Genomic DNA, 22688 nt, shown 5'->3' with positions numbered 1-22688 from the left:
ATAAAATCACTATATTTGTGAATAAAATTTAATAATAATAATGGCATACCTGTAGAATTTTATGCACGTGTATAAAGGGATGATCTGGCTATTTCTGGGGAAAATTTAAAGGGGGGCAATTTAAGTTGGATTCTAGGGGTCAATTACATTGGAATTTCCAGTAATAAAGAGAATTGTTCCTGTTTCAATTTTTCCCGCAAGGTCTTGTAAGCGATTTTCATTTGTGTTTTTACCGTGTTGACCGAAATTCCTAACGAGTCAGCCACGTCCTTGTATTTCATATCTTCTAGAATCACCAGTTTAAAAACAACTTTACATTGCAAAGGTAAATTCTCAATCTCTCCCCACAAACGGTTCAATTCCGGCGTTTCAAATTCTACGACTTCTTCCGAAACCTTTAAATTTTGTTTCACATCCTCCAGATCAACACGTTCCCGTTTATTCTTCAAAAATGTAAAACAAGCATTACGCACGGCAACAAACAAATAACTATCAATAGACTCCCTCTCGTCTATCTGAGTACTTTTTTTCCAGATCTTTTCAAAAACTTCCTGCACAATGTCTTCCGCCACGTCAAACTGCACGACAAACGTGGCTGCAAAACGACACAGGTTTTTGTAGCGAGTTCTGAAAAGGTAATCAAAGGCAGCTTCTTTTCCTTCTTTTAGCTCTCTAGTCAATATTTCTATTTCATAATATTTCTGACTATTTTCCATCGTATTAGCTTAACAATACAAAATACTCCCTACTTAAAAACCACCTATCGCATCCATTAAATTGATTTTTCAAAAATAATAAAATCTAAAACAAAACTTCCTTTTTAACCTCACTTTTGTCTCTGATAATTTTTATTTATATGCGGGATAAAAGAGAAAAACGATCACGCAGAGAAAGCACGTGGGATATTTGGGGAACGTCGCTACTAACTGTTTCCCGGCCTAACAGGTAAAGTGAACCAGAAAGTACTTCCTTTGCCTTCCTCGGAAAGAACCCCGATCTCACCCCCCAGCTTACGGACAATTGTTTGGCAAATAGCCAACCCCAACCCCGTTCCGTTGGTAAAACTATCCAATTTGACAAAACGTTTGAAGATTTCAGCCTGTTTTTCTGACGGAATCCCTTTTCCCGTGTCTGAAACAAAGAAACGCAATCCATTCGCTTGCTCTTCATAACCAAAATGGATGTGTCCCTCGCTGGTAAATTTAAGCGCGTTATTCAGAAAATTCGAAATCACCTGCATCACCCGGTTCTTTTCCGTGTAAACAACACATTCATTCACATGGGAAGTGAAAGAAATATCAATACCGGGATGTTCCGCGATCTTCTGGCGATAACTCATTTCCAATCCCCGCAGCATCTCGTTTATATCGACCATATCATAAATAAATTCCAACGTTCCCGCCTCAATCTTTGACAAATCCAGAATATCACTAATCAACTGTAACAGTAACTCATTATTTCGATTAATAATAGCCATGTACTCCTCTTTATCCTTCGGATCATCCGTGTTAACCAGTAATTCACTGAATCCCACGATAGCATTCAACGGAGTACGAATCTCGTGACTCATGTTAGAGAGGAACATTGACTTCAATCGATCGGACATCTCTGCCGCTTCCTTCGCCCGTTTCCATTCATTAGCAACCCGGGTGCGTTCGGAAACATCCTCGTATTTCAACACAACTCCCCGAATCTGCCTCTCGTTCTTTATATCATAAACAGGCGTGGCCGTGATCTCCACCGTAAACCCGTCATCAAAAGTAACTTCCTTCATTTCCCGTTTTCCCGTCTCCAACGCCTTCTGCATCACACAACCCGGGCAAGGAGAATCCCGATGCATTACACTTTTGTAGCAACACAACCCGGCTTTATACCTACCGGCTAGCGGATGCTCGGAATACTGGGCCAAGTTCTCCCACTCGATCATGTAATCCGGGTGAAGATATACTAATCCATTATTTGAATGATCAAGAATAAGCTGGTTGATCTCCTGAATCTTCTCCACATTTTGTTTCGCTTCCATCAAGGTTTTCTCGTATAGCTTACTCTCGGTTATATTTCGTAACGTCCCGACAACCCGCAGAGGTTTTCCTGCAATATCCTTTTTCTCAACCGTCAAATACAAATCATAGTAATCTTCATATAGCCCCAAAACATCATAACGAATCTCCCGATGCAAATTATCTATTTTCCCGGCCTTTATATCCGCAAAAAGCTGAGACATAACTTCCCGGTCATCCGGATGCATATTACCGACAGCCTCTAACGAGGACTGACCATCCCGTTCTTTACAAAAACCTTTATTTCCAACCTTAAATTCAGGATATTTAAACCGGATTAAGTCTTCTTCCAAATCCCAAACCATCGGAACCGTGTTCGTAACCGAGAAAGCCATCCGCAATTGCTGATTCACCTCTTGAAGTTGCTCTTGTATACGAATAAGATCTGTTATATCCCAGCGAGTAGCCAGCAACCAATGATGCACATCATTGGATACCACATTTTTATTCACGATAGAAACGTGTCTCCCGCCGTCAGGAGTCTCGTACACTTCTTGCACTTGATAAGAATTTCCTTCTTCAATAATTTTAAAATCAACATCCCGGTAATGCTCGCCTCGTTCCTTTCCATATACCTCTATATCAGTCTTACCGATAATTTCTTCCCGAGAGTATCCACCCTGTAACTCACACTGCTTATTCCAGAAAACATACTTCAAATCATCATCTATATCCTTTATGATCAGAGGCATTGGCATATTGTCCAGCACCGCATTCAACAATCGCTGATTCTGTTTTATCGCGACCTCGTTCTTTTTTCGTCCCGTAATATCCCGTTCAAAACAAGCCACCAAATTTTCCTGTACACGCTTGAACCGCCCCTCGTAATAGGTTATCTTACCATGAACCGACACGGTATACTCCACCTCGTACACTTTATCCGAAATCAACGCTTCCCGCAAATTGGATATCACGATGTCTACAAACGGGGGATCAACACAATCCTTCAAATTCCGACCAATCAATGCCTCCACCGGTAAAGAAAGTTTCACAGGATCTGCATTATAAATTTTTTGTATATTAAACTGGTTATCTACCATGAAAATCATGTCGGGGACAGAGGCAATAACCTTTTCTGCCATAATACTTTCCATATTCTCTCGTGAAATAGAGATTTTTCTCCTACGAGAAAAAAAGAACACAAGGTTTCCTAGAATCACTACTCCGGCAATAATATATCCCCACATGACAATATGATTTAATTTTTACGCAATATATCGCAAATATAACAATAATAAATCACCAAACAATCCCTTCATCGGGCTATAGCCGAAATAAAAAAACCGTGCTGATAACAGCACGGCTCCCTAGGTACAAATTAAAACTTAAACTTATTCACTTAAATATGCACGTAGCATCCATAAATTCTTTTCTTGCTCGGAAATGTAAGGATTAATCATATCTTGAGTTCCATCATCACCGATTTCTGCGGCCAAAGCCAATATTTCACGTTCTTTCCTGATCAATATCCCCAAATTCCCCACAATCTCCTTCACACAACGATTCCCGTCGGAAACCCCTGTTACCTCTTTAATCTCAGCCTGTTTCATGTAAGCGGAATACGAATGTAACGGGGTACCCTCCAACGTAAGCACGCGTTCAGCAATCTCGTCCACCTTCTCGATAGCATCATTATAGTACTCTTCAAACTTAGCATGTAACTCGAAGAAGTTACTTCCTTTCACGTTCCAGTGGAATCCTCTCAAATTCTGGTAAAATATTTGGTAATTTGCCAACAAATCATTCAAATGGTTTACTAACTCTTTTGATTTCTCTTTGTCTAATCCGATTAAATTTAGTGTTTTCATATTATTTGATTTTTATTTATTACTATTCTCCTTATTTTTCTGATACAAATATAGAATATATAATAATATAAATCAAATTGATTGTTTTTATAAATAGATTTAATAAATTTATAAATAATGATTTACAGCATATTACAATTCCAAAATACCACAATTTCATTAAAAAAAATATCTCTTCGTCTTCAAGTTTACCAGTAACTTCATTTTTTTCGAAAAAAATCTGTCAATCTTTTGCAGAGTTCAAAAATTGCACTACATTTGCATCCGCAATCAAGCAACACGGGCGCTTAGCTCAGCTGGTTCAGAGCATCTGGTTTACACCCAGAGGGTCGGGGGTTCGAATCCCTCAGCGCCCACGGAACAAACGCCAAAAGGCGATAAAAAAATGCCAAAGTCTTGTAAATCATCGGGTTTACAAGACTTTTTTCTTTCATCCCCGCCAATTTTTGACTGAATAATGCCCATTTGCACGTGGAGAAAGTAACTTAAAAGTAACCCCGGCATTTTTTGCTAGAATGAGGTTACTCTTTGGCAAAAAGCTGTCATGAGATAGTGTTTCAAAAAGTGTGTAAATTCCGAATTGATTATTTTTGTAATGCAATTTTCAAAAATGAATTATTATGGAATTTACACATGAACAAATCTCGGAAATAATTTCCGAAATCACAAACGGGGAACTAGGTTTACAAGGCTTGGTCAAACAAGGTTTAGAGAGTTTAATGTTATCGGAACGTGATCTTCATAACGAGACACGTGGTGACGTGAGTAACGGTTTTCGTGGTCGTCGAGTATGTCATGGCGGTAAGGTCTTCGAACTTCAAACCGGGTGTAATTTCTCCCACGTTTCTATACGACTCCACGAGAGGGATTGTACCCCAAAAAGTCGAACACGAACTTTTCAAGGGTACAACATTTTGAACTTCTTTTCTATCGTCTATCGTTAATACAAGAAATACTATTCCCAAGACATCGTATCTACAGCAACTCGTTCTTTAATAATCTTCGTATTCAAATAAAGAAAGATAAGGCGAGGATTGGATTCACGTGCCACGAGACTCAACGTATCGGGACTTAAAAGATCGATCTTTTCCTTCGTCTCGTAAACCTCTTTTTTCCCATCTTCCTCAAGGCTAAAACCTTTTATCAATAAATAACCATCTTGAATACTCCATGTTTTCAGATCCAACGAAGGAATATTAATCGCTTCACATACTCCCCCTTTTTTGAAATGAAAACCTTTCAGCTCTCCTGTCGACTCGTAAGTATAAGGATTACACCATTCTCCAACAATTTTCTTTTCCATCTCTTTTTGCGGATCACTGCCACAAGCTAAACATAACAAGATTAAACCTATACAAAACAAATTTTTCATACTATTCTAAATTAAAATTACTATTTCAAAAATCATTTTACCAAATCATACTTTTGATCTATTCCACGCTCGTTAGCGTGAATCCCTTCCCTCATCCATCGGGGTTCGGGATCTCCTTTTAAATAATGATCAAAGAATTGTTGTAAACGAATTGTCCAATCCACCTCTGCAGCTTTGTTGAATAAGAAATGGCGTTCTCCCTTATAATTTAGCAACCAAGCAGGCTTCTGTAAACGTCGCATGGCAAGGAATAAATTCAATCCTTCAGCATAGGGGACAGCCTCATCCCCGTCACAATGAAAAATCAATAATGGAGTCTGTATCTTATCCGCATTCAAAATGGGCGAGTGACGAAGATACATTTCTTTGTCCTCCCACAAAGATTTACCCAAACGGCTTTGCGTTTCCTCATACATGAACATTCGAGGCATCCCGCTTCCCGTACGAATTCCTGTATAGGCAGAAACCATGCTGGACACGGCTGCCCCCGGACTGGCACAGGCAAACATATTTGTACGAGTCACCAAGTAAGCCACTTGATAACCGGACCAACTATGCCCTTGTATCCCGATTCTATCCTTATCAGCTATTCCCCGGTCAATAAGCATTTCAGTGCCACTAACGACAGCATTATAGCTACTCTCACCCGGAGCGCCCACTGTAAAATGGATATCCGGCATGAATACCACATAACCATTGCTCACGTAAGAAATCACGTTAAGCATACCACTACACCAAAACGGTACGATATAGTTATGCAAAGTCTCCGTGTGTGTTTCGTAAAAATTCACGATAACCGGATAACGTTTCGATGGGTCGTAATCCTCCGGCAAATATAGTAGTCCCCGATTTCTTTTTCCTTCGAAGTTTGTCCATTCGACCAACTTCACCGATCCCCAAAAATAATTCTCCTGTTGCGGATTAGTATTTGTTATCTTTACCGGGCGAGTAAATGCCAAATCACTCCACCACAAATCCCGAAATTCCGTGTACCCCTGCCGAGTAAATATACAGTATTTCTGATTTTCTGATTTTTGATTCACCGTGACTGAATAAGGACCTTCCATCAATTTTTTCAATTTCCCATTAGACTGGAAGTGATAAATTCCTTCATCCCGATTTTCTAAATTCACGGAAGTCATCAGAAATCCATTTTCGAAATCAATAATTTTATCCCCATAATCATCTTTTAACCAACGGAATTGCCGATTTGTAGCCCTTCCATAACCGCCTGTCAACGAATAAACAGGCTTTTCCCCCGCCAAATCTATTACCCACATATCATAGCGGTCATACAGCACAACCCGATTACCATCTTTCGACCATCCCGCAATGCCGTATGCTTCCGCTGGTTTCGGCAAATCATGTAATTCATTGTGGACAGGATAGCCTATCTCTTTCGAGAGATCTACCCGTTGACAGGTCCTCGGATCAATTTTATACCAGACTTTTTCCAAAGCATTATACCATAATGCATATTTACCGTTCGGACTCCATTCCGGTTCCGTGTAGGAATTTCGCTCAAAGAGAATAGTTTTTCCCGTATTTAGGTCAATCAGATAAATATCCGCATTAATATCATTTTTCCAGTCCGAAAAACGTCTGTAAGGAGTTTTGTCCAATGCAAAAGCATAGTCGTACTTATTTCCTTCTGGCAAAATCAATTTTTCCATATTCTGACTCGTCACCCGGCAACAAATTTTTGTATCCAAATTATAGGCGAGTCTCACGTTACTGGACCTATAATTTCCTTCTCTTTGCTGCAAAGATGAAATCTCATCATTCCAAGTCCATAATTCTAGCTCGAAACGAGTATCTTTTTTTTCCCGTTTTTTCTCCGGTACCGGCAAAATCGTATCCCCATCCAAGATAACACGCTTTCCGTCATTGGATAAACGATAAGCCCTACTTCGCCAAACATAATTTTTCGGGAATTGCACATCATCCCAATCCACCAAAAGCCGACACTCTCCCTTCGGGATAGAAAAAGAATAAAAAAGATCGGGATTATTCATTTTTGATGTATCCGAGGCCACCGTGAACGTTCCTCCCAATTGATCATGTGCTAATGAATAATCTTTTAATAAAAGTTTCTTATCAGAAAAAATAACAACAGATTTTCCTTTCAAGGGACGATAGCACAAAGATTTGTACTCTCCATGATTTTTGATATAAACCATTGCTTTATGCCCCCTCAACAGCGTGCAATTTTCCACACTATCCATCACGATAGAGTCGCAGTTCCCAATATTCCTAATGACAAATCGCCTGTATTTCGGGGATTTTTTATCTATCGGGTAAGAATACGTGATCAACTCCGAAGTATTATATTCGTTAAAATCATATTCCCGGTCCCAATATATCTTTTTCATATCCCGCAAACGCAACAAAAAGGTCGAATCGCAAGCACAGGAATCCGCCTCTGGAGCCGTTACCGTATAGCGCAACCATTTCCCGTTTGCGAAAAATGAAGGTCTAACCACGTGTTGCAGTTCCACCTTGATATTTTTTTCCGGGTTATACAGATAAGTCACCCGAGGTAATGTATCATATTTTGAGTCAATATGTACGAAATGATAAGTCACCCATTTCCCATCTTCCGAAATATTAGGAGCATCTACCCTTCGCCATAACTTATATGCCGCTGTATCCAAAGCTCTTTTTTGAGACCATCCTACATTACCGGAGAATACCAACAAAAAAATTATTACAAATTTCATCATATACTATTTCATTAAAAAGATTATTAACTCCTTGACCGATTCATGTTTTTCCCTTTTCCAGATTATTGCCATAGAAGAAGGAGCAAAAACTTCCTGCACGAGCAAAAAGTTCATGAAAACAATGACTAAATTTTAGCCTCACAATAAAATATCTTGTGTTTTACATTTAAATATACAATACGAATTTATCTCTTCATAAAATAATCCAAATCTGTCTGATAATCGGCAGACGAATCCCCTAAAAGAAACCGGGCAAAATGATGCCATAATTTCCGTTCATAAAAATATTCCGCCATACCCCGGTATCCATGTCTATTACCGGGTAATACCAGCATATCAAAATCCTTTCCCGCTTTAATAAGGGCATCTGCCATTTTCATCGTATGTGCAGGATGAACCGTATTATCCATATCTCCTGTCACAAGCAACAAACCTCCTTTATAATTCTTAGCCAAATCCATATTTGTTTTGCTGGACGTGTAATATGTAATTTCCTCATGCTCATTACCAAGAGAATCTTTCACCATTTTTTTACGTTCCTGCACGCCATAATGAATCTCGACCCATCCTTTATTATACATGTTATTATCATGATTACCAGCAGACGCAACAGCTGCCGAATAAAAATCAGGATACGTACAAATGGCTGCAGCTGCCATAAAACCTCCCCCGGAGTGACCATAAATACCAACTTTCTTCCGGTTAATAAAAGAATAACGATCAGCCAACTGCTCTATCACGTACTTATCGTCAGCCAAAGGATAATCCCGTTGATTGCCATACCCGAAAGTATGATAATATTTGCCTCGCATGGGAGAACATCCCCGGTGTCCCACGGTGATAACAATAAAACCAAGTTGTGCCAATCGGGTATTCAACTCGTCATTGATGGTAAAACGTGTCGGGACATACTCGAAAAATGGTCCGGGATACACGCAGGAAATAATCGGATACAATTTTGTAGAATCAAAATCCGCAGGTTTCCACATCACCCCGTACAAATCGGTAACCCCATCAGCAGCTTTCACCGAAAAACGCTCCGGAGCCCGCCATCCCATCTCGTACAAGCGATCCAAATCCGGGTCCTCCAGCGTCATGATAATTTTCCCTTTCCGATTTCGAACAACGTTTTTCGGTTCCATATCCACCCGTGAATATCCATCCACGTAATAATCGCAAGAAGGAGATAACGTTATATTATGAGTCGCATTTTCCGGAGTTAAACAAGTCAATGCATTCTCCTTGTCCAAATCTGCCCGATACAAGATATAGTAATAAGGATCCACCCCCTCCTTCCGTCCATACGCATAGAAATATATCTGACGGCGAACCGTATCCACTTGTAGCAAAGGACTAGCAACCCAAGCTCCCGAGGTAACCTGATTTTTCAAATTTCCATCCTTGTCGTACAAATAATAGTGCCCCCAACCACTACGTTCCGAACGGAATAATATCTCATTTCCGTCATTCAAGAAAGTAATACTCCTCATCTGATAATCCAAATAAGGTTTATTTTTCTCATGGATAAGCGATTTTACCTCCCCGGTCTCCACGTTCACCATACAAATATCTGCTTCATCCCACGTGCGCTTATACCTCTGAAGATAAAGACGTTTCCCGTCATTACTGCTATAAACAACATCTACATATTGATCCGGCCAGCGATTAATATCAATCTCCCGCACTTGCCGTGTATCGGCATCCCCGATAATCAGGCTATATTGAATAACATGTTTATCACCTGCCATCTCGTATTTATAGGTCTCCAACTTAGGACGAGGTTCTGCAAGTACATCCACCACCCACATATCGTTCACTTTACGAGAATCCTCTCGCAAAGCATAAAATTTATTCCCCCTTTTAAACCACTTAGCTTCACAAAGGAAACGCCCATCCAATTCCCCTTCATCTTCCCGGTTCAATGAATAATTCTTCTCGCCATCAAACGTAAGCTGCACTTCTGTCGTATCCTTACCTTTCGCCGGATTACCCACCAAATACAAATTATGACGTTTGGCAAACAACATATAAGCACTATCCGCAGAATAATACATCCAATAAGGATCTGACGTAAATTGTTTTTTCGCTTTCCAAAGCTTCAACTCCTTCGTCCGAATATTATAAGTATAATCCTGACGATCAAGATAAAATTTAAACGTTTCCTCATCCAAGAACTTCACCTCGATGTCAAAATTTCTATGATTGTAAGGCTTTCTCGTCATCTCACTCACCTTAGACACCAGCTCAGCATTATCGAACAACAACCTCTTCTCTTTCCGTTTCGGATCCACCCAATAATATTTCTTCCCTTCTCCTGTTTGAAAAGAGTAGTAAAAACAATCACTCCCTTTTATAAAAGTTGGTCTTATAAGCAATGTATTCTTTGAGATCGGAGCTTGCGTAATTTCCCGCATACGTTCCGCCAATTCGTAATTTGCCTTTTGTTGTGCAAAACTCGTAACATGAAAGGCGATGAATCCCAATAAAATAATTATCCTATTCATTTTCTATGTCCTAATTTCCAATTGAACTTTTGTAATCCGCAGAAGAATCTCCCAACAAATATTTTGCAAAATGAGCCCACAACTTCCGTTCAAAGAATAGCTCTGCGGCCCCGGAAAATCCATGATCCTGTCCCGGCAAAACCAACATATCGAAATTCTTCCCAGCTTTTATCAAAGCATCTGCCATACGGTAAGTATGCGCCGGATGTACATTGTCATCCATATCACCTGTGACAAGCAACAAACCGCCTTTATAATTCTTTGCCAAATCAATATTGGTATTCACCCGGAACTTATACGTGTACTCCGTACGATCTCCATTCACGCTATCCGTGATCACCTTCTTTTCCTCTGTCGCACCATTATGTGTTTCGGTAAACCATTTGTTATAAATGTAGTTATCATGATTACCGGCAGCTGCAACAGCTGCTTTATAAAAGTCAGGATACGTGCAGATGGCTGCCGTCGACATAAAACCACCTCCCGAATGTCCAAAAATCCCCACTCGCGTAGCATCAATATAAGAATAGCGATCGACCAATTGCTCGATAGCATATTTATCATCCGCCAAAGGATAGTCTCGCAAGTTTCCAAAACCATAGGTATGGTAATATTTTCCCCGCATTGGTGAACCTCCCCGGTGTCCTACGGCAATAACAATGAATCCAAGTTGTGCCAATTGAGTATTACGACCATGAATAAAATCAAACTGAGTTGGCACATACTCGTAAAAAGGACCCGGATAAACGGAAGATATTATGGGATAATGTTTCGTGGAATCAAAATCAAATGGCTTCCACATCACGCCGTACAAATCCGTAACGCCATCTGCCGCTTTTACTTTAAAACGTTCCGGAGCTTTCCACCCCATCTCTTGCATTCGGGAAATATCGGCCTTCTCCAAATCCATGATCTTTTTCCCATGCTTGTTACGCAGAACTACGTGAGGTTCCAAATCTACCCGTTGATAAGTATCAATAAAATAATTAAACGTTTTAGACCAATCCACAGTATGAGTTACATTATCAAATGTCAGTTGCTCGACAGAATTTGGTTTATCCAAACTGGCTCTGCACAATGTATAGTAATACGGATCTATATTCTCATCCTTACCCAAGGCGTAAAAATAGAGCGCACGTCCTACCGTGTCAATCTCACATATCGGACCGGCCACCCAATCCCCGGAAGTAATTTCATTTTTCAAATTCCCCTCCCCGTCATATAAATAATAATGTCCCCAGCCGCTACGTTCAGAGCGGTACACGATATCCTTACCATCGTTTAGGATGGAGATACTCACCATCTTAAAATCCATAAACGGCTTGTCAACCTCATGAACCAACACCTTTACTTCCCCGGTAAGCACGTTTACAACACATAGTTCTTTTTCATTATACGCTCGGTTTGTCCGTTCAAAATAAATTCTTTCCGAATCTTTACTTGCATACAGCACTTCAAAATACTGATCCAGCCATCTGTCAATATTAAACTTGGTAATCTTCTTCGTTTCCACGTCTATCACCAACAACTCACTCTGCGATATTTCCTTATCGCCCGGCATATCATACTTGTAAGTTTTCAACGTGGGACGAGGTTGTGACAGGCTATTAATCAGATACAAGTCTTTCACCTTTCGAGCATCCTCTCTCACCGCATAGATTTTCTTTGAATCTTTAAACCATTCAGCAACAGCTTCTACCTCTTCATCGGATTCATCCATCTCTTTAGCAAAAGTAAAATTCTTTTCTGCATCAAAAGTTAATTGTACTTCCGTGGAATCCTGTCCCTTATTCTTGTTGCCCATCACGTACAAATTGTGATTTTTACAATACAAGATATATAAACTATCCGGAGAATACTTCATCCACGAAGCCCAACCGGACCATGGTTTCAAGGAATCAATCTTTTCCACTTTCCCGGTTTTGATCGTGTATTGATACTTCGCCTCATCAAACTCAAAGGTAAATGAACGTTCCTTCTTATCGAACTCGATAGAATGTAAGGATAAATCCTTTGAATTGTATGCCTTACGAGTTTCTCTACTTATCTGGGCCAATAAATCATCGTTATCAAACAACAATCGTTTTAGTTTCTTCGCCGGGTCCACGTAATAATATCTTTTCCCGTTACTATCCGAGAAAGAATACCAAAAACGATCGGAATTATTGATAAATTCAGGATGGATCGCCATGCTATTACCTGAAATTCCCACGATTTCATGTTTCTTATATCGTTCCGCCAACTCATAATTTGCCTTTTGTTGTCCGTTCGCCAACAAGGAACCGACAATCAACACCACGCATATTATTATCTTGTTCATCTTAATTCTCTATTTGCAATTCTACATCTTCCATCGTACTCTCGTCCCCTAACAAATATTTCGCAAAATGATACCACAATTTACGCTCAAAGAAAGCATCTGCCTTTCCCCCGAAACCATGCCCGTTACCCGGCAACACGATCATTTCGAAATTCTTCTTTGCCTTAATCAAAGCATCCACCATACGCAATGTATTAGCAGGATGCACATTTTTATCCATATCTCCTGACACCAACAACAAATGTCCTTTCAAACGTTTTACCAATTCCATATTCGTCGGGACCTTACATGAATAGGTGTACACCGTACTATCCTGCCCGTCTTTCCCTTTCACTGTCTTGACCGCTTCCTTCACCCCGTGATATATTTCAGACCATCCCCGGTTAAAAATATTATTATCATGATTTCCTGCGGAAGACACGGCTGCCGTGTAGAAATCCGGATACGTACAGAGTGCCGCAGTTGACATGAATCCACCCCCGGAATGACCGAAAATACCCACCTTGGAAAGATCAATATAAGCATATCGATCAGCTAACTGTTCGATGGCATACTTATCGTCTGCCAAAGGATAATCCCGTAATTTTCCATACCCGTAACGATGATAGAATTTACCCCGCATCGGGCTTCCTCCCCGATGTCCCATAGATACCACGATAAAACCGAGTTGAGCCAGCCTCATGTTATAACTATCATCCACACGGAAAGAAGTGTTCACGTACTCGAAAAACGGACCGGGATACACGGAAGAAATAATCGGGTATTTCTTGTTCGGGTCAAAATCAGCAGGTTTCCACATAATCCCATATATATCCGTCAAACCGTCAGCTGCCTTCACGGTAAAACGTTCGGGGGCTCTCCATCCCAATTCCTTCAAACGCCGGGTATCGGGTTTTGCCAATTCCATGATCACCTTTCCTTGATTATTCTTCAAAACAATTTTCGGTTCCATATCCACCCGTGAATAAGTATCCACAAAATAACGTTTAGAAGATAAGAATGAAACCCCATGTTGAGCATTCTCCGGTGTCAGCAAGGTAACCCCTTCTTTATCGATACTTGCCTTATAAAGCATATAATAGTAAGGATCAACCCCCTTCTCCCGTCCGAAACCATACAAATAAATAGTACGTCCCACGGTGTCGATAGCAGCCACCTGTCCGGCCACCCAAGGGCCTGAAGTTATAACATTCTTCAGACGTCCTTCTCCGTCATAATGATAATAATGTCCCCAGCCCGTGCGCTCCGAACGGAACAAAATATCTTTCCCGTCGTTCAATATTACCGTATTCTGCATATGATAATCCCGGTAAGGTTTGTCTACCTCGTGAATCAACTCCTTCACCTCCAATGTCTCCGGGTTTACCACGCAAATATCAACTTCATCCCATGTACGTTTAAAACGCTGAAAGAAAAGCTTGTCTCCTTTTTCTCCGGGTTGGAGAACCTGAATATACTGATCTGTCCATTTATCAGCCGAAACCCGATTGGCAGTTTTTTTCTCGATATCAATAATCCACAATTCGTACTGGCATAAATCCTTCTCTCCCGGCATCTCATACCGATACGTTTCCAACGTCGGACGCTTAGTCAAAGAATTAATAACAAACATATCTTTCAACTTTCGGCTATCTTCACGTACCACGTAAATATGTCTGGAATCCTTAAACCAACGAGCATTTGTTTCCGCTTCATCTTTTTGATCATCTTCCGGATCCCGGGCAAAGGAGTAATATTTTTCCCCGTCAGTTGTTAACTGAACTTCCGTGGTATCCACGCCTTTAGCTTTATTACCTCGTATATACAAGTTATGACCTTTCGCGTACAATATATATTTCCGATCCGGGGAAAAGCTCATCCAAGAATAAATCACTTCGTCATCCTCCTCTGAATGATCTTTTTTCTCCAAGGCCTGTACTTTCTTTGTCTTAAAGTCAAATTCATAACGACCATCCATAGAAAAGGTCATTTTGGTCAAATCTTTGGAAAATTCCATATTGGAGATTCTCAAATCCTTCTCATTATAGCCTTTCCGGGTAATCAGACTAACCCCCTGTGCAATATCCGTATTATTAAAAAGCAAACGTTTCTCCCCTTTTGCCGGATCGACAAAATAGAAATTCTTTCCCTCTTCTGTGGTGAACTCGAACCAGAACTTATCCGTATCGTTAATCTGTTTGGGAAACACGCTCATACTATACTTCCCGATTAAACTACCAAATGAAACATTCCGTAACTTTTCTGCCAATTTATAATTTGCTTTCTGCTGAGCTTCTCCCCCCAAAGTAAACAATAATAATGACAACAAAACCAATATCTTATTCATACAATTAAATGATTTACATACGATTAACTAGCAACACACTCGCTTTTACAAACAACAAAAGAGAACCCAAAGGGAGCATAGCTCCCTTTGAAATTCTATCGACTAAAACAACATGCTTAATACATACTAGATGCGCCCGGCTTATTTCCTTGACCAAACTTATATTCGATATCTACAATCTCCCCGAAGCCGTCTTTATGATACAACTCCACTAATTCCATTACCTCTAGTTCGCTATCATACTTTACTTCAAAAACATAAACCTCCCCGGATTTCAATGCTACCGCCAAATGAGCATTCACCGTACCATAGTATGAATCATAATCCTTCACGGCAAGACCTACAATTTCCGAATTGAAGTGCGGAAAAGAAGACAAATTAATTATTCTATTTTCCCAATAATCATAAAAGTGTAAGCGATCACTGGAAGCCACAAGCAACCATTCATGCCAAGGGAATAGAGCCATACATTTATAATCAACCATGATAGAAGCAGGTATTTGACCAGATTCACTACCTTCCTCCATCAAACGGAATTTATCATTTTCCTCCCGATAATCCAATTCATAATAATGCCATAAATACACACCATCTTGATCAAGAATTGAAAAATAGGCTGGCGGAGTATAATAATTTGCCTCGTTAGCCCAAGCATGAAAAATAAAATCTCCTTTTACCTCTTTTAAAAGATCATTCTCGTAATCCTCCCTAAACTCCGCACAAGCTCCCACATTATTCAAGGGACCTATCACATAATCGGTTGTATTATAAATACATTCTCCATCATTCACTATCCCGAAATACGTATTATTTTCGTCGATACCAACAATCAGATAATTATCTTCACCTTTATAATATGGCAATAACGTCTTCACCTTTTTCCCATTTAACGACGGATCTTTCAAATAGAATCCTGAATGCAGATCAATCGCAACGGAAAGATTAGCCATATAAATGTAATTATCAGAATTCAGAAGCCACTTCCCGTCAAATGTCAACACGGCATCCACTGGATCAAAACGATCCGGAATCCCATCAAAAAATTCATTTCTTGCATATCCCACCGGGGTCAATTCATTTCCGTCCAACTCCACCGGTCCGCTTTCCTGCAACACCATGACCTCATCTTCAACCTGCATCCCGATTGCTGTCGGATAGATGAAATTCTCAACCAACTTACGAGGCCCCCGCCCCAAACTCGGTACCACATTTATATTTTCTCCCACATAAACAACAGTATCCCGGGATACTTCCTTACCATCAACAATCTCGCTTATACTCTGCTTTTTTGACAGGATCATGGATAACTGGGATTCATTACCGGCAGACCTAGACAATATCATCCAACCGTTTTTCCATGAAGCAACCACACTTACGGTAAGCTCTTTCGTAAATGTAACATTCGTTTTATTATCAGTAGCACAAAACAACAAAGTAAATTTCCCGATCTGATCTGCCTTATAAGTATAGTTTAACTGATCTGACAATAAGGTCATTTCCTCTTCTTCACCCAAATACCAAGCATACGATGCATCTGGATTTAACGTATCAATAGAAAATCGAACCTTCGGCTCAAGCAATATCTCTTCACCGGGATATAACGTGTAACTACCAGCGACATTACTTACTCCATTACGATCCCAATTTTCAAAGTCATTCAAATCCTTGTAGTCATAGTTGCTCTTATCATCCAAGCAAGCCATGACTGACAACAGAATAAAAATATATATCAAACTTTTTTTCATACTCTATCCATTTTTACCCAACTGCGGGAATAACTATTTTATTACCATTCTCGTCTTTTAATGGAACTTTGCCATTAGCGATATTCTCGGGATCATTATTAAATTCCTCTACTCGACGTTTCAATCGTAAGGAATACTTTTTCAACACCAATTTATTTTGGCCGTCAAACTCCACCCCATCCTTTGCTAATTCCTCCAAAAACATCGTGTATTTTGTTTCCGAATATTCACCTAAATAAATCTGTTCCGCAATGTTATAAAAATTCTCCGGTCCACCGTAACCGCCATCCCACACGGTCCACCAAACAGGACGAACTAACTTCGAAGAAACCAAGAATATGGCACGACTGTAATTAACCTCTCCCTCTTTCACAAATTCCGTTTCGTCCACTTTCAACATCAACCGACACATTTTCTCTTTCAGTATATCACCATCCAACAACACGATTTCAATCGTGTCCTGCAATTGCCCTGCCGGAAAAACACATTTCTCCGGCAATATATATAAATCGGAAGGTAGCGTAGTAAAATTTTCGTCTGCAGACACCGTGTATTCTTGATCCTCTCTCGCCCAAACACCGTCGCATTTCATCGGTATCTTCACGTGAATCTCTCCACTAGGGTAAGCTTTAAATGAATACGTTGTACTATCTTTCGTTGCATCTGTAGCAAAATATACATAAAGTGTATTATCGGAATATTCCATGATTCCTTTCTCGCTACAAGCAACCAACATGCACATCCATGCAAATAAAAACAATATATTTTTTTTCATAATCATCACAAATTAGTTTCAACATCCGGAAGTGGTACCACAAATACATTCTCAGAAGCAACAACAAAACCTCCGTTTTCCTTCGGAATATTCTTATTCAAACGTTTATAAAGAAAATACGTCTGTCCTTCTCCTATCCATTCCCGACGCATATCATTAATCAACAAATCCATAAATTCATCAGATTGGGCATTCGTAATTTCTTGTACGGTCACATCCGTCTTTTTCAATCCACGTTGCCCTTTTATATACGATAAGTAAGATTTAGCCTTCGTCAATCCTTCCGCTCCCCGCTTACACAAGATCTCTGCAGCAATATAGTACACCTCACTCATCCGAATAAAAGGTACGATATGTTCAGAAACCTCTATTACCCCAGCCGTTGCTCCTGAAGTCGATGCATCGTATTTCATAAATCGATAATAGCTATGTTCATTGTCCATATCTTCGATCCAATACTTGAAACGATAATCATTGCTTGTCATTATAGTCCCGTTATCCCCTTTGGAAGTTGTCAGATCTTTACCAAAATAATTCTTTTCTACTTCCAAGATTGATAAATACTTGGCATTTTTTTCATTTTCCATATTATTGATCTCCTTATTATAATCCAACAGATCAATAACATGTAACCCGAATATCACGTCGGAATAACACTTCCGATCTCCGTAATAAAATCTATCTGCTAAAGCAAAGGCTCCTTTTTGGGCAGCAAAAGTCATCACCTCCTCTGCTTGTTTCAGAGCCTCTTCTTCTTTCTGTGCATACAGATACACGCGAGCTAACAAAGCGGTAGTTGCCCAGTAATTAAGATGAAATCCCCGACGTATTAAAAACATAGTCTCACCGGATCCTGCAGTTTCAAAATTGTCCGACCGCCTAAAGGATTTCGCTGTATCGAATTTCCATAATAATTGCTTTGCGTCGATCAGATCCTTGGCTATCAACTCCAAACACTCATTCACCGTTTTGGGATTAGAAATATAGGACGGGTAAGTATTTACATAAGGGATAAACTTACGGTCACCCAGATTCGTAGAGGGAGCGGGAGCAAATAAACGCAGCATATCGAATTGTATAAATGCCCGCAATGCCAAGGCCTCACCCCAGATCATAGCTTTCTCCTTTTCTTTCCAACTAAATATTTCGGGATCGGCATGTTCTATCTGTTGTATGATATTATTACAATTAGCCACCACATTATAAGCCTCTGTCCAAATGGAAGATAGCACAGGTTTAAAGGCATAATGGTCCCATGCATATTCATCGGCACCAAACTGCATCTCGTTTACACCAGCGGCTTTTCCATAATTATACACCTGCCCCAATGCATCCACGATCCCCCAAGTTAAATGTTTTCCGTATAAATTCCTTGACTCCATGGTAAAGTAAACACCATTTAAAGCATGCCGGAAACCTGTACCCGTGGAAAACAACTTCTCTTCACTAATCTCATCTTCCGGTTCCACATTCAACCATTCATTACATGATGACATAAAGAACGGTAAAACAAAAATTAAATACAATAATTTATTTCTCATATTCTTGACTTACTAAAAAGTTGCACGTAAAGAAAAGTTCACCGTTCTGGCGAATGGATAGCTCGTTCCTCGCTCCTGCTTGATGGAAGACAAACGGAACAACTCGCTCGTACTTACTTCCAAGCGCAGTGTCTTCAAGTATATTTTCCGAAGCCATAGCGGATCAAAATCATAGCTCAATGTCAATGCATCCAGAGACAAAACATTCTCATCCTGCACGAATCGGGAAGTAGGCAAGGTAACACTGTTCATGTCTTTTATATCCTTCAAGGGAGCGATATCGCCCGGTTTTTCCCAACGCTGTGTCAGCACGCGCTTATCAACATTACTTCCTTGAATATCCGCATTCTCGACATTCATGATCAAGGTCTCATTGTACGTCTGTTTTCCCCATTCATAACCAAAAGAAGCAAACAACGAGAAATTCTTGTAAGTAACATTTAAACCAAAAGATCCACTGGCCTCTGGCTCCGAATCCCCAAGCACGATTTCTTCAGTTGCTTTCCATTTGTGACTGGCCTGCCCATTTCGATAGAGATATAATTCTTTACCGTTTGAGGGATCAATTCCCAATGAACGCACGCCATAGATTGCTGTTAACGAAGCTCCTTCCTCGTATTTCATGATCGGTTTGATAAAATCCGAGTATGTTTTATTGGCCTTAACCCATGACGAATTTGATGTTTGATCTTCTTCCGCAAGTTCATAATAATCATCTACTTGAGAATTATAAGCTTTCAACGCATCTGAAATTTTCAGAATTTCATTCCTATTGTGATTCAGATTACCCCACAAGGCAACATTCCAATCCTTGTTTTTCATTACATCGAAACGGAACTGGATATCGAATCCCTTGTTCAACGTTTCACCCAAATTACTCTTGTAAGAAGAGAAACCGGCAGATCCCGGCAAAGTTACATCCGTGATCAAATCTACCGTTTTATTGTAATAGTAATCAAAAATCAAAGAAATCCGACTATTCCAAAATTCCATATCCGTACCGACATTCAATTTATTCGTTGTCTCCCATTTCAGATCCCTATTTCCCAATGCCTTCAAACCAACTCCAAACCCGGCAACATACCAACGATCAAACGTCCGATAAACCGTTCTGGCACTATAAGACGGGAAATTCACCTTACCGGTTTGCCCGTAAGAAGCTCGAAATTTCATGCGATTGATCACCTTACTACCATGCAAAAAAGCATAGTTATGCAAATTGACACCCGCTCCAAACGACCAGAATGGAGCCCACTTTTGATCCAGACCGAACTCGGATGAACCGTCAAAACGCACGGACACATCTGCCAAATAAATGTCATTCCAAGTATAATTCGCTAAAAACAAAAAACCGGCCAGTCGACTAGTACTCTGAGATTTTGAGGGTTTATCCTTGATCTCCGCGGCATAATTAGGAGAATGATACTCCCCGGAAGGAAATCCCCGGTAATGACTGGAAGTACTTTCAGATTCACGAGATGTAGCATTAACTACCGCTGAAGCATTTAGAGCGTGCGCACCAAATGATTTTGATACATATACACCAACTTGAGCGTCCCAATTCGTAGATTCTCCCTTCGTCAAATAGAGATCCCCCTCCAATTCTTCTTCTTTCTGAATTTTCGCCGTCGTGTTGGAAGAAAGAGGATCAATAAAACGTTCTTTTTTAGTAAATTCTTTCGTTATGGCAATCTGACCTTTTAAATGCAAATAATTCGTGAGGAACCATTGAGCCATCAATCGGTCGATAAACACATCCCCTTTCTCGTATTCAAAATTATTTAAACGAGCTTCATACAAAGGATTATTTACACGATAATCCGTATGAGTCCGTTTTGAAAATTCCAATTCTCCTGAAATCAACGTCCCATTCTTGTCATAAGGACGATCGTAAGGTTGCAAATGAGCATAATCAGAGAAATCGCCATAAGGAGATTCTTGAGCCTTGGTATAATTATACTCGATATAATTCACTACCTGCAAATTCTTAAGTCGATAATCCACGTGAAAACCCACGTTCATGACATCTCGGTAAGAATCTTTCATCACACCATTATTCTTGTTATAAGAAAGATCAAGGCCATAACGCAGATCCGCATTACCCCCCTCTATCGAAAAACTATGCTTATGATTAACGGCATTACGTAAAGGAATAGATAGCCAGTCCGTGTCCACCCCTTCCTTTACACGCAATAGTCGCTCGTTATAAGCATCCAAAGCCTGTTTCCAAGTCATATAATATTGCGGAGTGTAAATTCCGGCTTTTTGCTCTATTTCCAATTTCTCTTTTGCATCAGCCAAATTATAATCCGAAAGATCAGGCATAGAAACCGAACCTGTCAGACTGTACGAAATAGTCACCTCTCCCGGTTTCGGAGCGACAGTAGTAATCACTACAACCCCATTGGCAGCCCGGGAACCATACATCGCCGTGGCTGAAGCATCTTTCAATATCTGGATATTTTCAATCCTCATCGGATCCATATCATACACTTTCTGCACGCTCACCTCGAAACCGTCCATGATAAAAACAGGAAGATTCGGGTTATTCTTCAAAGAAGACTTGGATAACGCATCTTTATCCAATTCTTTCACCCCGATACCGGAACGTCCGCGTATATATATTTCAGGAATAGCATTCGGATCCGATCCCCACTTATTGTTTTGTTGTATACGGAATGACGGATCAAACGTCGATAGTGCTTGAATCACGTTCGTGGCAGATGCCTTCAATAAATCTTCCCGTTTCACGGAAATAGAACTACCGGTAAAACTCTCTTTTCTGATATTGCTATACCCTGTCACGACCACCTCGTCCATCTCTTTCACGTCATCCTTCATCGTGATCACCAGCTCTTTTTCATCATTTTTTCGATCATTACTCAATTGGTGATTAACAGTTTCCATTCCAATAAACGAAAATACCAGAATTGTACTATCCAGCTTCGGGATCTCAATTTTAAACTTTCCGTCTATATCCGTTATCACGCCCAATTTAGTTCCCTTGATTAATATGGTAACTCCCGGTAACGGCATTCCCTTCGTATCAATTACCTTACCTTTAATTTGGCGGGATTGTTCTTGTTTTTTCTCGTCTTTCACTTGAGTAATGATAATCACATCATTCTGAATCACGTAGGATAAACGTGTATCTTTAAACAAAACTTTCAATACTTCGTCCAAAGTCGCATCCTTCACGTTCACATCACGTCTCCCATACTTCAATACCTCCTCCATCTGATACAAAAAACGATACCCTGTCTTCTGACTCATGTCCGTGATAGCCTCGTCAATCGTAACATCTTTCAAATTTAACGTCAATCTTATCACTTGAGAGGCCGCCTCGGCCTGTAAGAAAAAGACTGACACAAACAGAAAAAGAAGGCTGCGTTTTAAAATAAATCGCATCTTTTTTAATCTTTGAACTCCTTCAAAGACTTCGATTCCGTTTTTTTTCATACTTTTACATGCTTAATGATTAATAATTCTGTTTTTAATCGTTATTTAGACTCAC

General features: G+C 40.0%; 13 protein-coding genes and 1 tRNA gene. 2 read left to right on the top strand and 12 right to left on the bottom strand.

Annotated elements, in window-relative coordinates:
• Window positions 1–143: 143 nt before the first annotated feature.
• The 3 genes from I2I33_RS14580 to I2I33_RS14570 all read right to left on the bottom strand — a co-directional run bounded on the left by I2I33_RS14580 (window position 144) and on the right by I2I33_RS14570 (window position 3868).
• Entirely contained in the window at window positions 144–716 is a 573-nt protein-coding gene (locus I2I33_RS14580) for an RNA polymerase sigma factor (RefSeq protein ID WP_195666834.1), read from the bottom strand.
• Window positions 717–922: 206 nt separating this feature from the next.
• Window positions 923–3247 carry a PAS domain-containing sensor histidine kinase gene (locus I2I33_RS14575; protein ID WP_087419437.1) on the bottom strand — a complete coding sequence of 775 codons (2325 nt, stop codon included), beginning with the start codon at window positions 3245–3247 and terminating at the stop codon, window positions 923–925.
• Window positions 3248–3391: 144 nt separating this feature from the next.
• Entirely contained in the window at window positions 3392–3868 is a 477-nt protein-coding gene (locus tag I2I33_RS14570; protein ID WP_087419436.1) for a Dps family protein, read from the bottom strand.
• A gap of 281 nt (window positions 3869–4149) precedes the next feature.
• Between I2I33_RS14570 and I2I33_RS14565 the strand changes: the two genes are divergently transcribed.
• Together I2I33_RS14565 and I2I33_RS20345 are read left to right on the top strand one after the other, a co-directional pair.
• Window positions 4150–4224, top strand: a tRNA-Val gene (locus I2I33_RS14565).
• 264 nt (window positions 4225–4488) lie between these two features.
• Window positions 4489–4812 (top strand): hypothetical protein, encoded by a 324-nt coding sequence (locus I2I33_RS20345; RefSeq protein ID WP_229128313.1) that lies wholly within the window; start codon window positions 4489–4491, stop codon window positions 4810–4812.
• 11 nt (window positions 4813–4823) lie between these two features.
• Here the strand turns inward: I2I33_RS20345 and I2I33_RS14555 are convergent, their stop codons facing one another.
• From I2I33_RS14555 to I2I33_RS14515, 9 genes are all read right to left on the bottom strand, one after another.
• Window positions 4824–5240 (bottom strand): lipocalin family protein, encoded by a 417-nt coding sequence (locus I2I33_RS14555; protein ID WP_087419435.1) that lies wholly within the window; start codon window positions 5238–5240, stop codon window positions 4824–4826.
• Between the two features lie 32 nt (window positions 5241–5272).
• Window positions 5273–7960, bottom strand: coding sequence for a S9 family peptidase (locus I2I33_RS14550; RefSeq protein ID WP_229128312.1), 2688 nt, complete (start codon window positions 7958–7960; stop codon window positions 5273–5275).
• Window positions 7961–8148: 188 nt separating this feature from the next.
• A complete protein-coding gene (locus tag I2I33_RS14545; protein WP_087419433.1) occupies window positions 8149–10467 on the bottom strand; it encodes a S9 family peptidase in 2319 nt (772 codons plus the stop codon).
• A gap of 10 nt (window positions 10468–10477) precedes the next feature.
• Window positions 10478–12787, bottom strand: a complete 2310-nt coding sequence (locus I2I33_RS14540; RefSeq protein WP_087419432.1) for a S9 family peptidase — start codon at window positions 12785–12787, stop codon at window positions 10478–10480.
• A 1-nt stretch (window position 12788) separates the two neighbouring features.
• The gene (locus tag I2I33_RS14535) at window positions 12789–15113 is read right to left on the bottom strand and encodes a S9 family peptidase (protein WP_087419431.1); all 2325 of its coding nucleotides are present in this window, start codon (window positions 15111–15113) and stop codon (window positions 12789–12791) included.
• A gap of 116 nt (window positions 15114–15229) precedes the next feature.
• Window positions 15230–16858, bottom strand: coding sequence for a PKD-like family lipoprotein (locus tag I2I33_RS14530; protein ID WP_087419430.1), 1629 nt, complete (start codon window positions 16856–16858; stop codon window positions 15230–15232).
• Between the two features lie 13 nt (window positions 16859–16871).
• Entirely contained in the window at window positions 16872–17633 is a 762-nt protein-coding gene (locus I2I33_RS14525; RefSeq protein ID WP_162613687.1) for a DUF4843 domain-containing protein, read from the bottom strand.
• Between the two features lie 5 nt (window positions 17634–17638).
• A complete protein-coding gene (locus tag I2I33_RS14520; RefSeq protein ID WP_087419428.1) occupies window positions 17639–19174 on the bottom strand; it encodes a RagB/SusD family nutrient uptake outer membrane protein in 1536 nt (511 codons plus the stop codon).
• Between the two features lie 12 nt (window positions 19175–19186).
• Window positions 19187–22582, bottom strand: coding sequence for a SusC/RagA family TonB-linked outer membrane protein (locus I2I33_RS14515; RefSeq protein ID WP_195666836.1), 3396 nt, complete (start codon window positions 22580–22582; stop codon window positions 19187–19189).
• Window positions 22583–22688 lie beyond the last annotated feature (106 nt).

The organism is Butyricimonas sp. BSD2780061689_150309_C8, from assembly GCF_015560935.1.
Taxonomy (GTDB): Bacteria; Bacteroidota; Bacteroidia; order Bacteroidales; family Marinifilaceae; genus Butyricimonas; species Butyricimonas paravirosa.
Note: the sequence above shows the minus strand (reverse complement) of the source record. Positions and strands in the feature narration are given on the sequence as shown.

Coding starts and splice junctions, on each gene's coding strand:
- I2I33_RS14580 (WP_195666834.1), bottom strand. CDS start 716: ATGGAAAATAGTCAGAAATATTATGAAATAGAAATATTGACTAGAGAG.
- I2I33_RS14575 (WP_087419437.1), bottom strand. CDS start 3,247: ATGTGGGGATATATTATTGCCGGAGTAGTGATTCTAGGAAACCTTGTG.
- I2I33_RS14570 (WP_087419436.1), bottom strand. CDS start 3,868: ATGAAAACACTAAATTTAATCGGATTAGACAAAGAGAAATCAAAAGAG.
- I2I33_RS20345 (WP_229128313.1), top strand. CDS start 4,489: ATGGAATTTACACATGAACAAATCTCGGAAATAATTTCCGAAATCACA.
- I2I33_RS14555 (WP_087419435.1), bottom strand. CDS start 5,240: ATGAAAAATTTGTTTTGTATAGGTTTAATCTTGTTATGTTTAGCTTGT.
- I2I33_RS14550 (WP_229128312.1), bottom strand. CDS start 7,960: ATGAAATTTGTAATAATTTTTTTGTTGGTATTCTCCGGTAATGTAGGA.
- I2I33_RS14545 (WP_087419433.1), bottom strand. CDS start 10,467: ATGAATAGGATAATTATTTTATTGGGATTCATCGCCTTTCATGTTACG.
- I2I33_RS14540 (WP_087419432.1), bottom strand. CDS start 12,787: ATGAACAAGATAATAATATGCGTGGTGTTGATTGTCGGTTCCTTGTTG.
- I2I33_RS14535 (WP_087419431.1), bottom strand. CDS start 15,113: ATGAATAAGATATTGGTTTTGTTGTCATTATTATTGTTTACTTTGGGG.
- I2I33_RS14530 (WP_087419430.1), bottom strand. CDS start 16,858: ATGAAAAAAAGTTTGATATATATTTTTATTCTGTTGTCAGTCATGGCT.
- I2I33_RS14525 (WP_162613687.1), bottom strand. CDS start 17,633: ATGAAAAAAAATATATTGTTTTTATTTGCATGGATGTGCATGTTGGTT.
- I2I33_RS14520 (WP_087419428.1), bottom strand. CDS start 19,174: ATGAGAAATAAATTATTGTATTTAATTTTTGTTTTACCGTTCTTTATG.
- I2I33_RS14515 (WP_195666836.1), bottom strand. CDS start 22,582: ATGCGATTTATTTTAAAACGCAGCCTTCTTTTTCTGTTTGTGTCAGTC.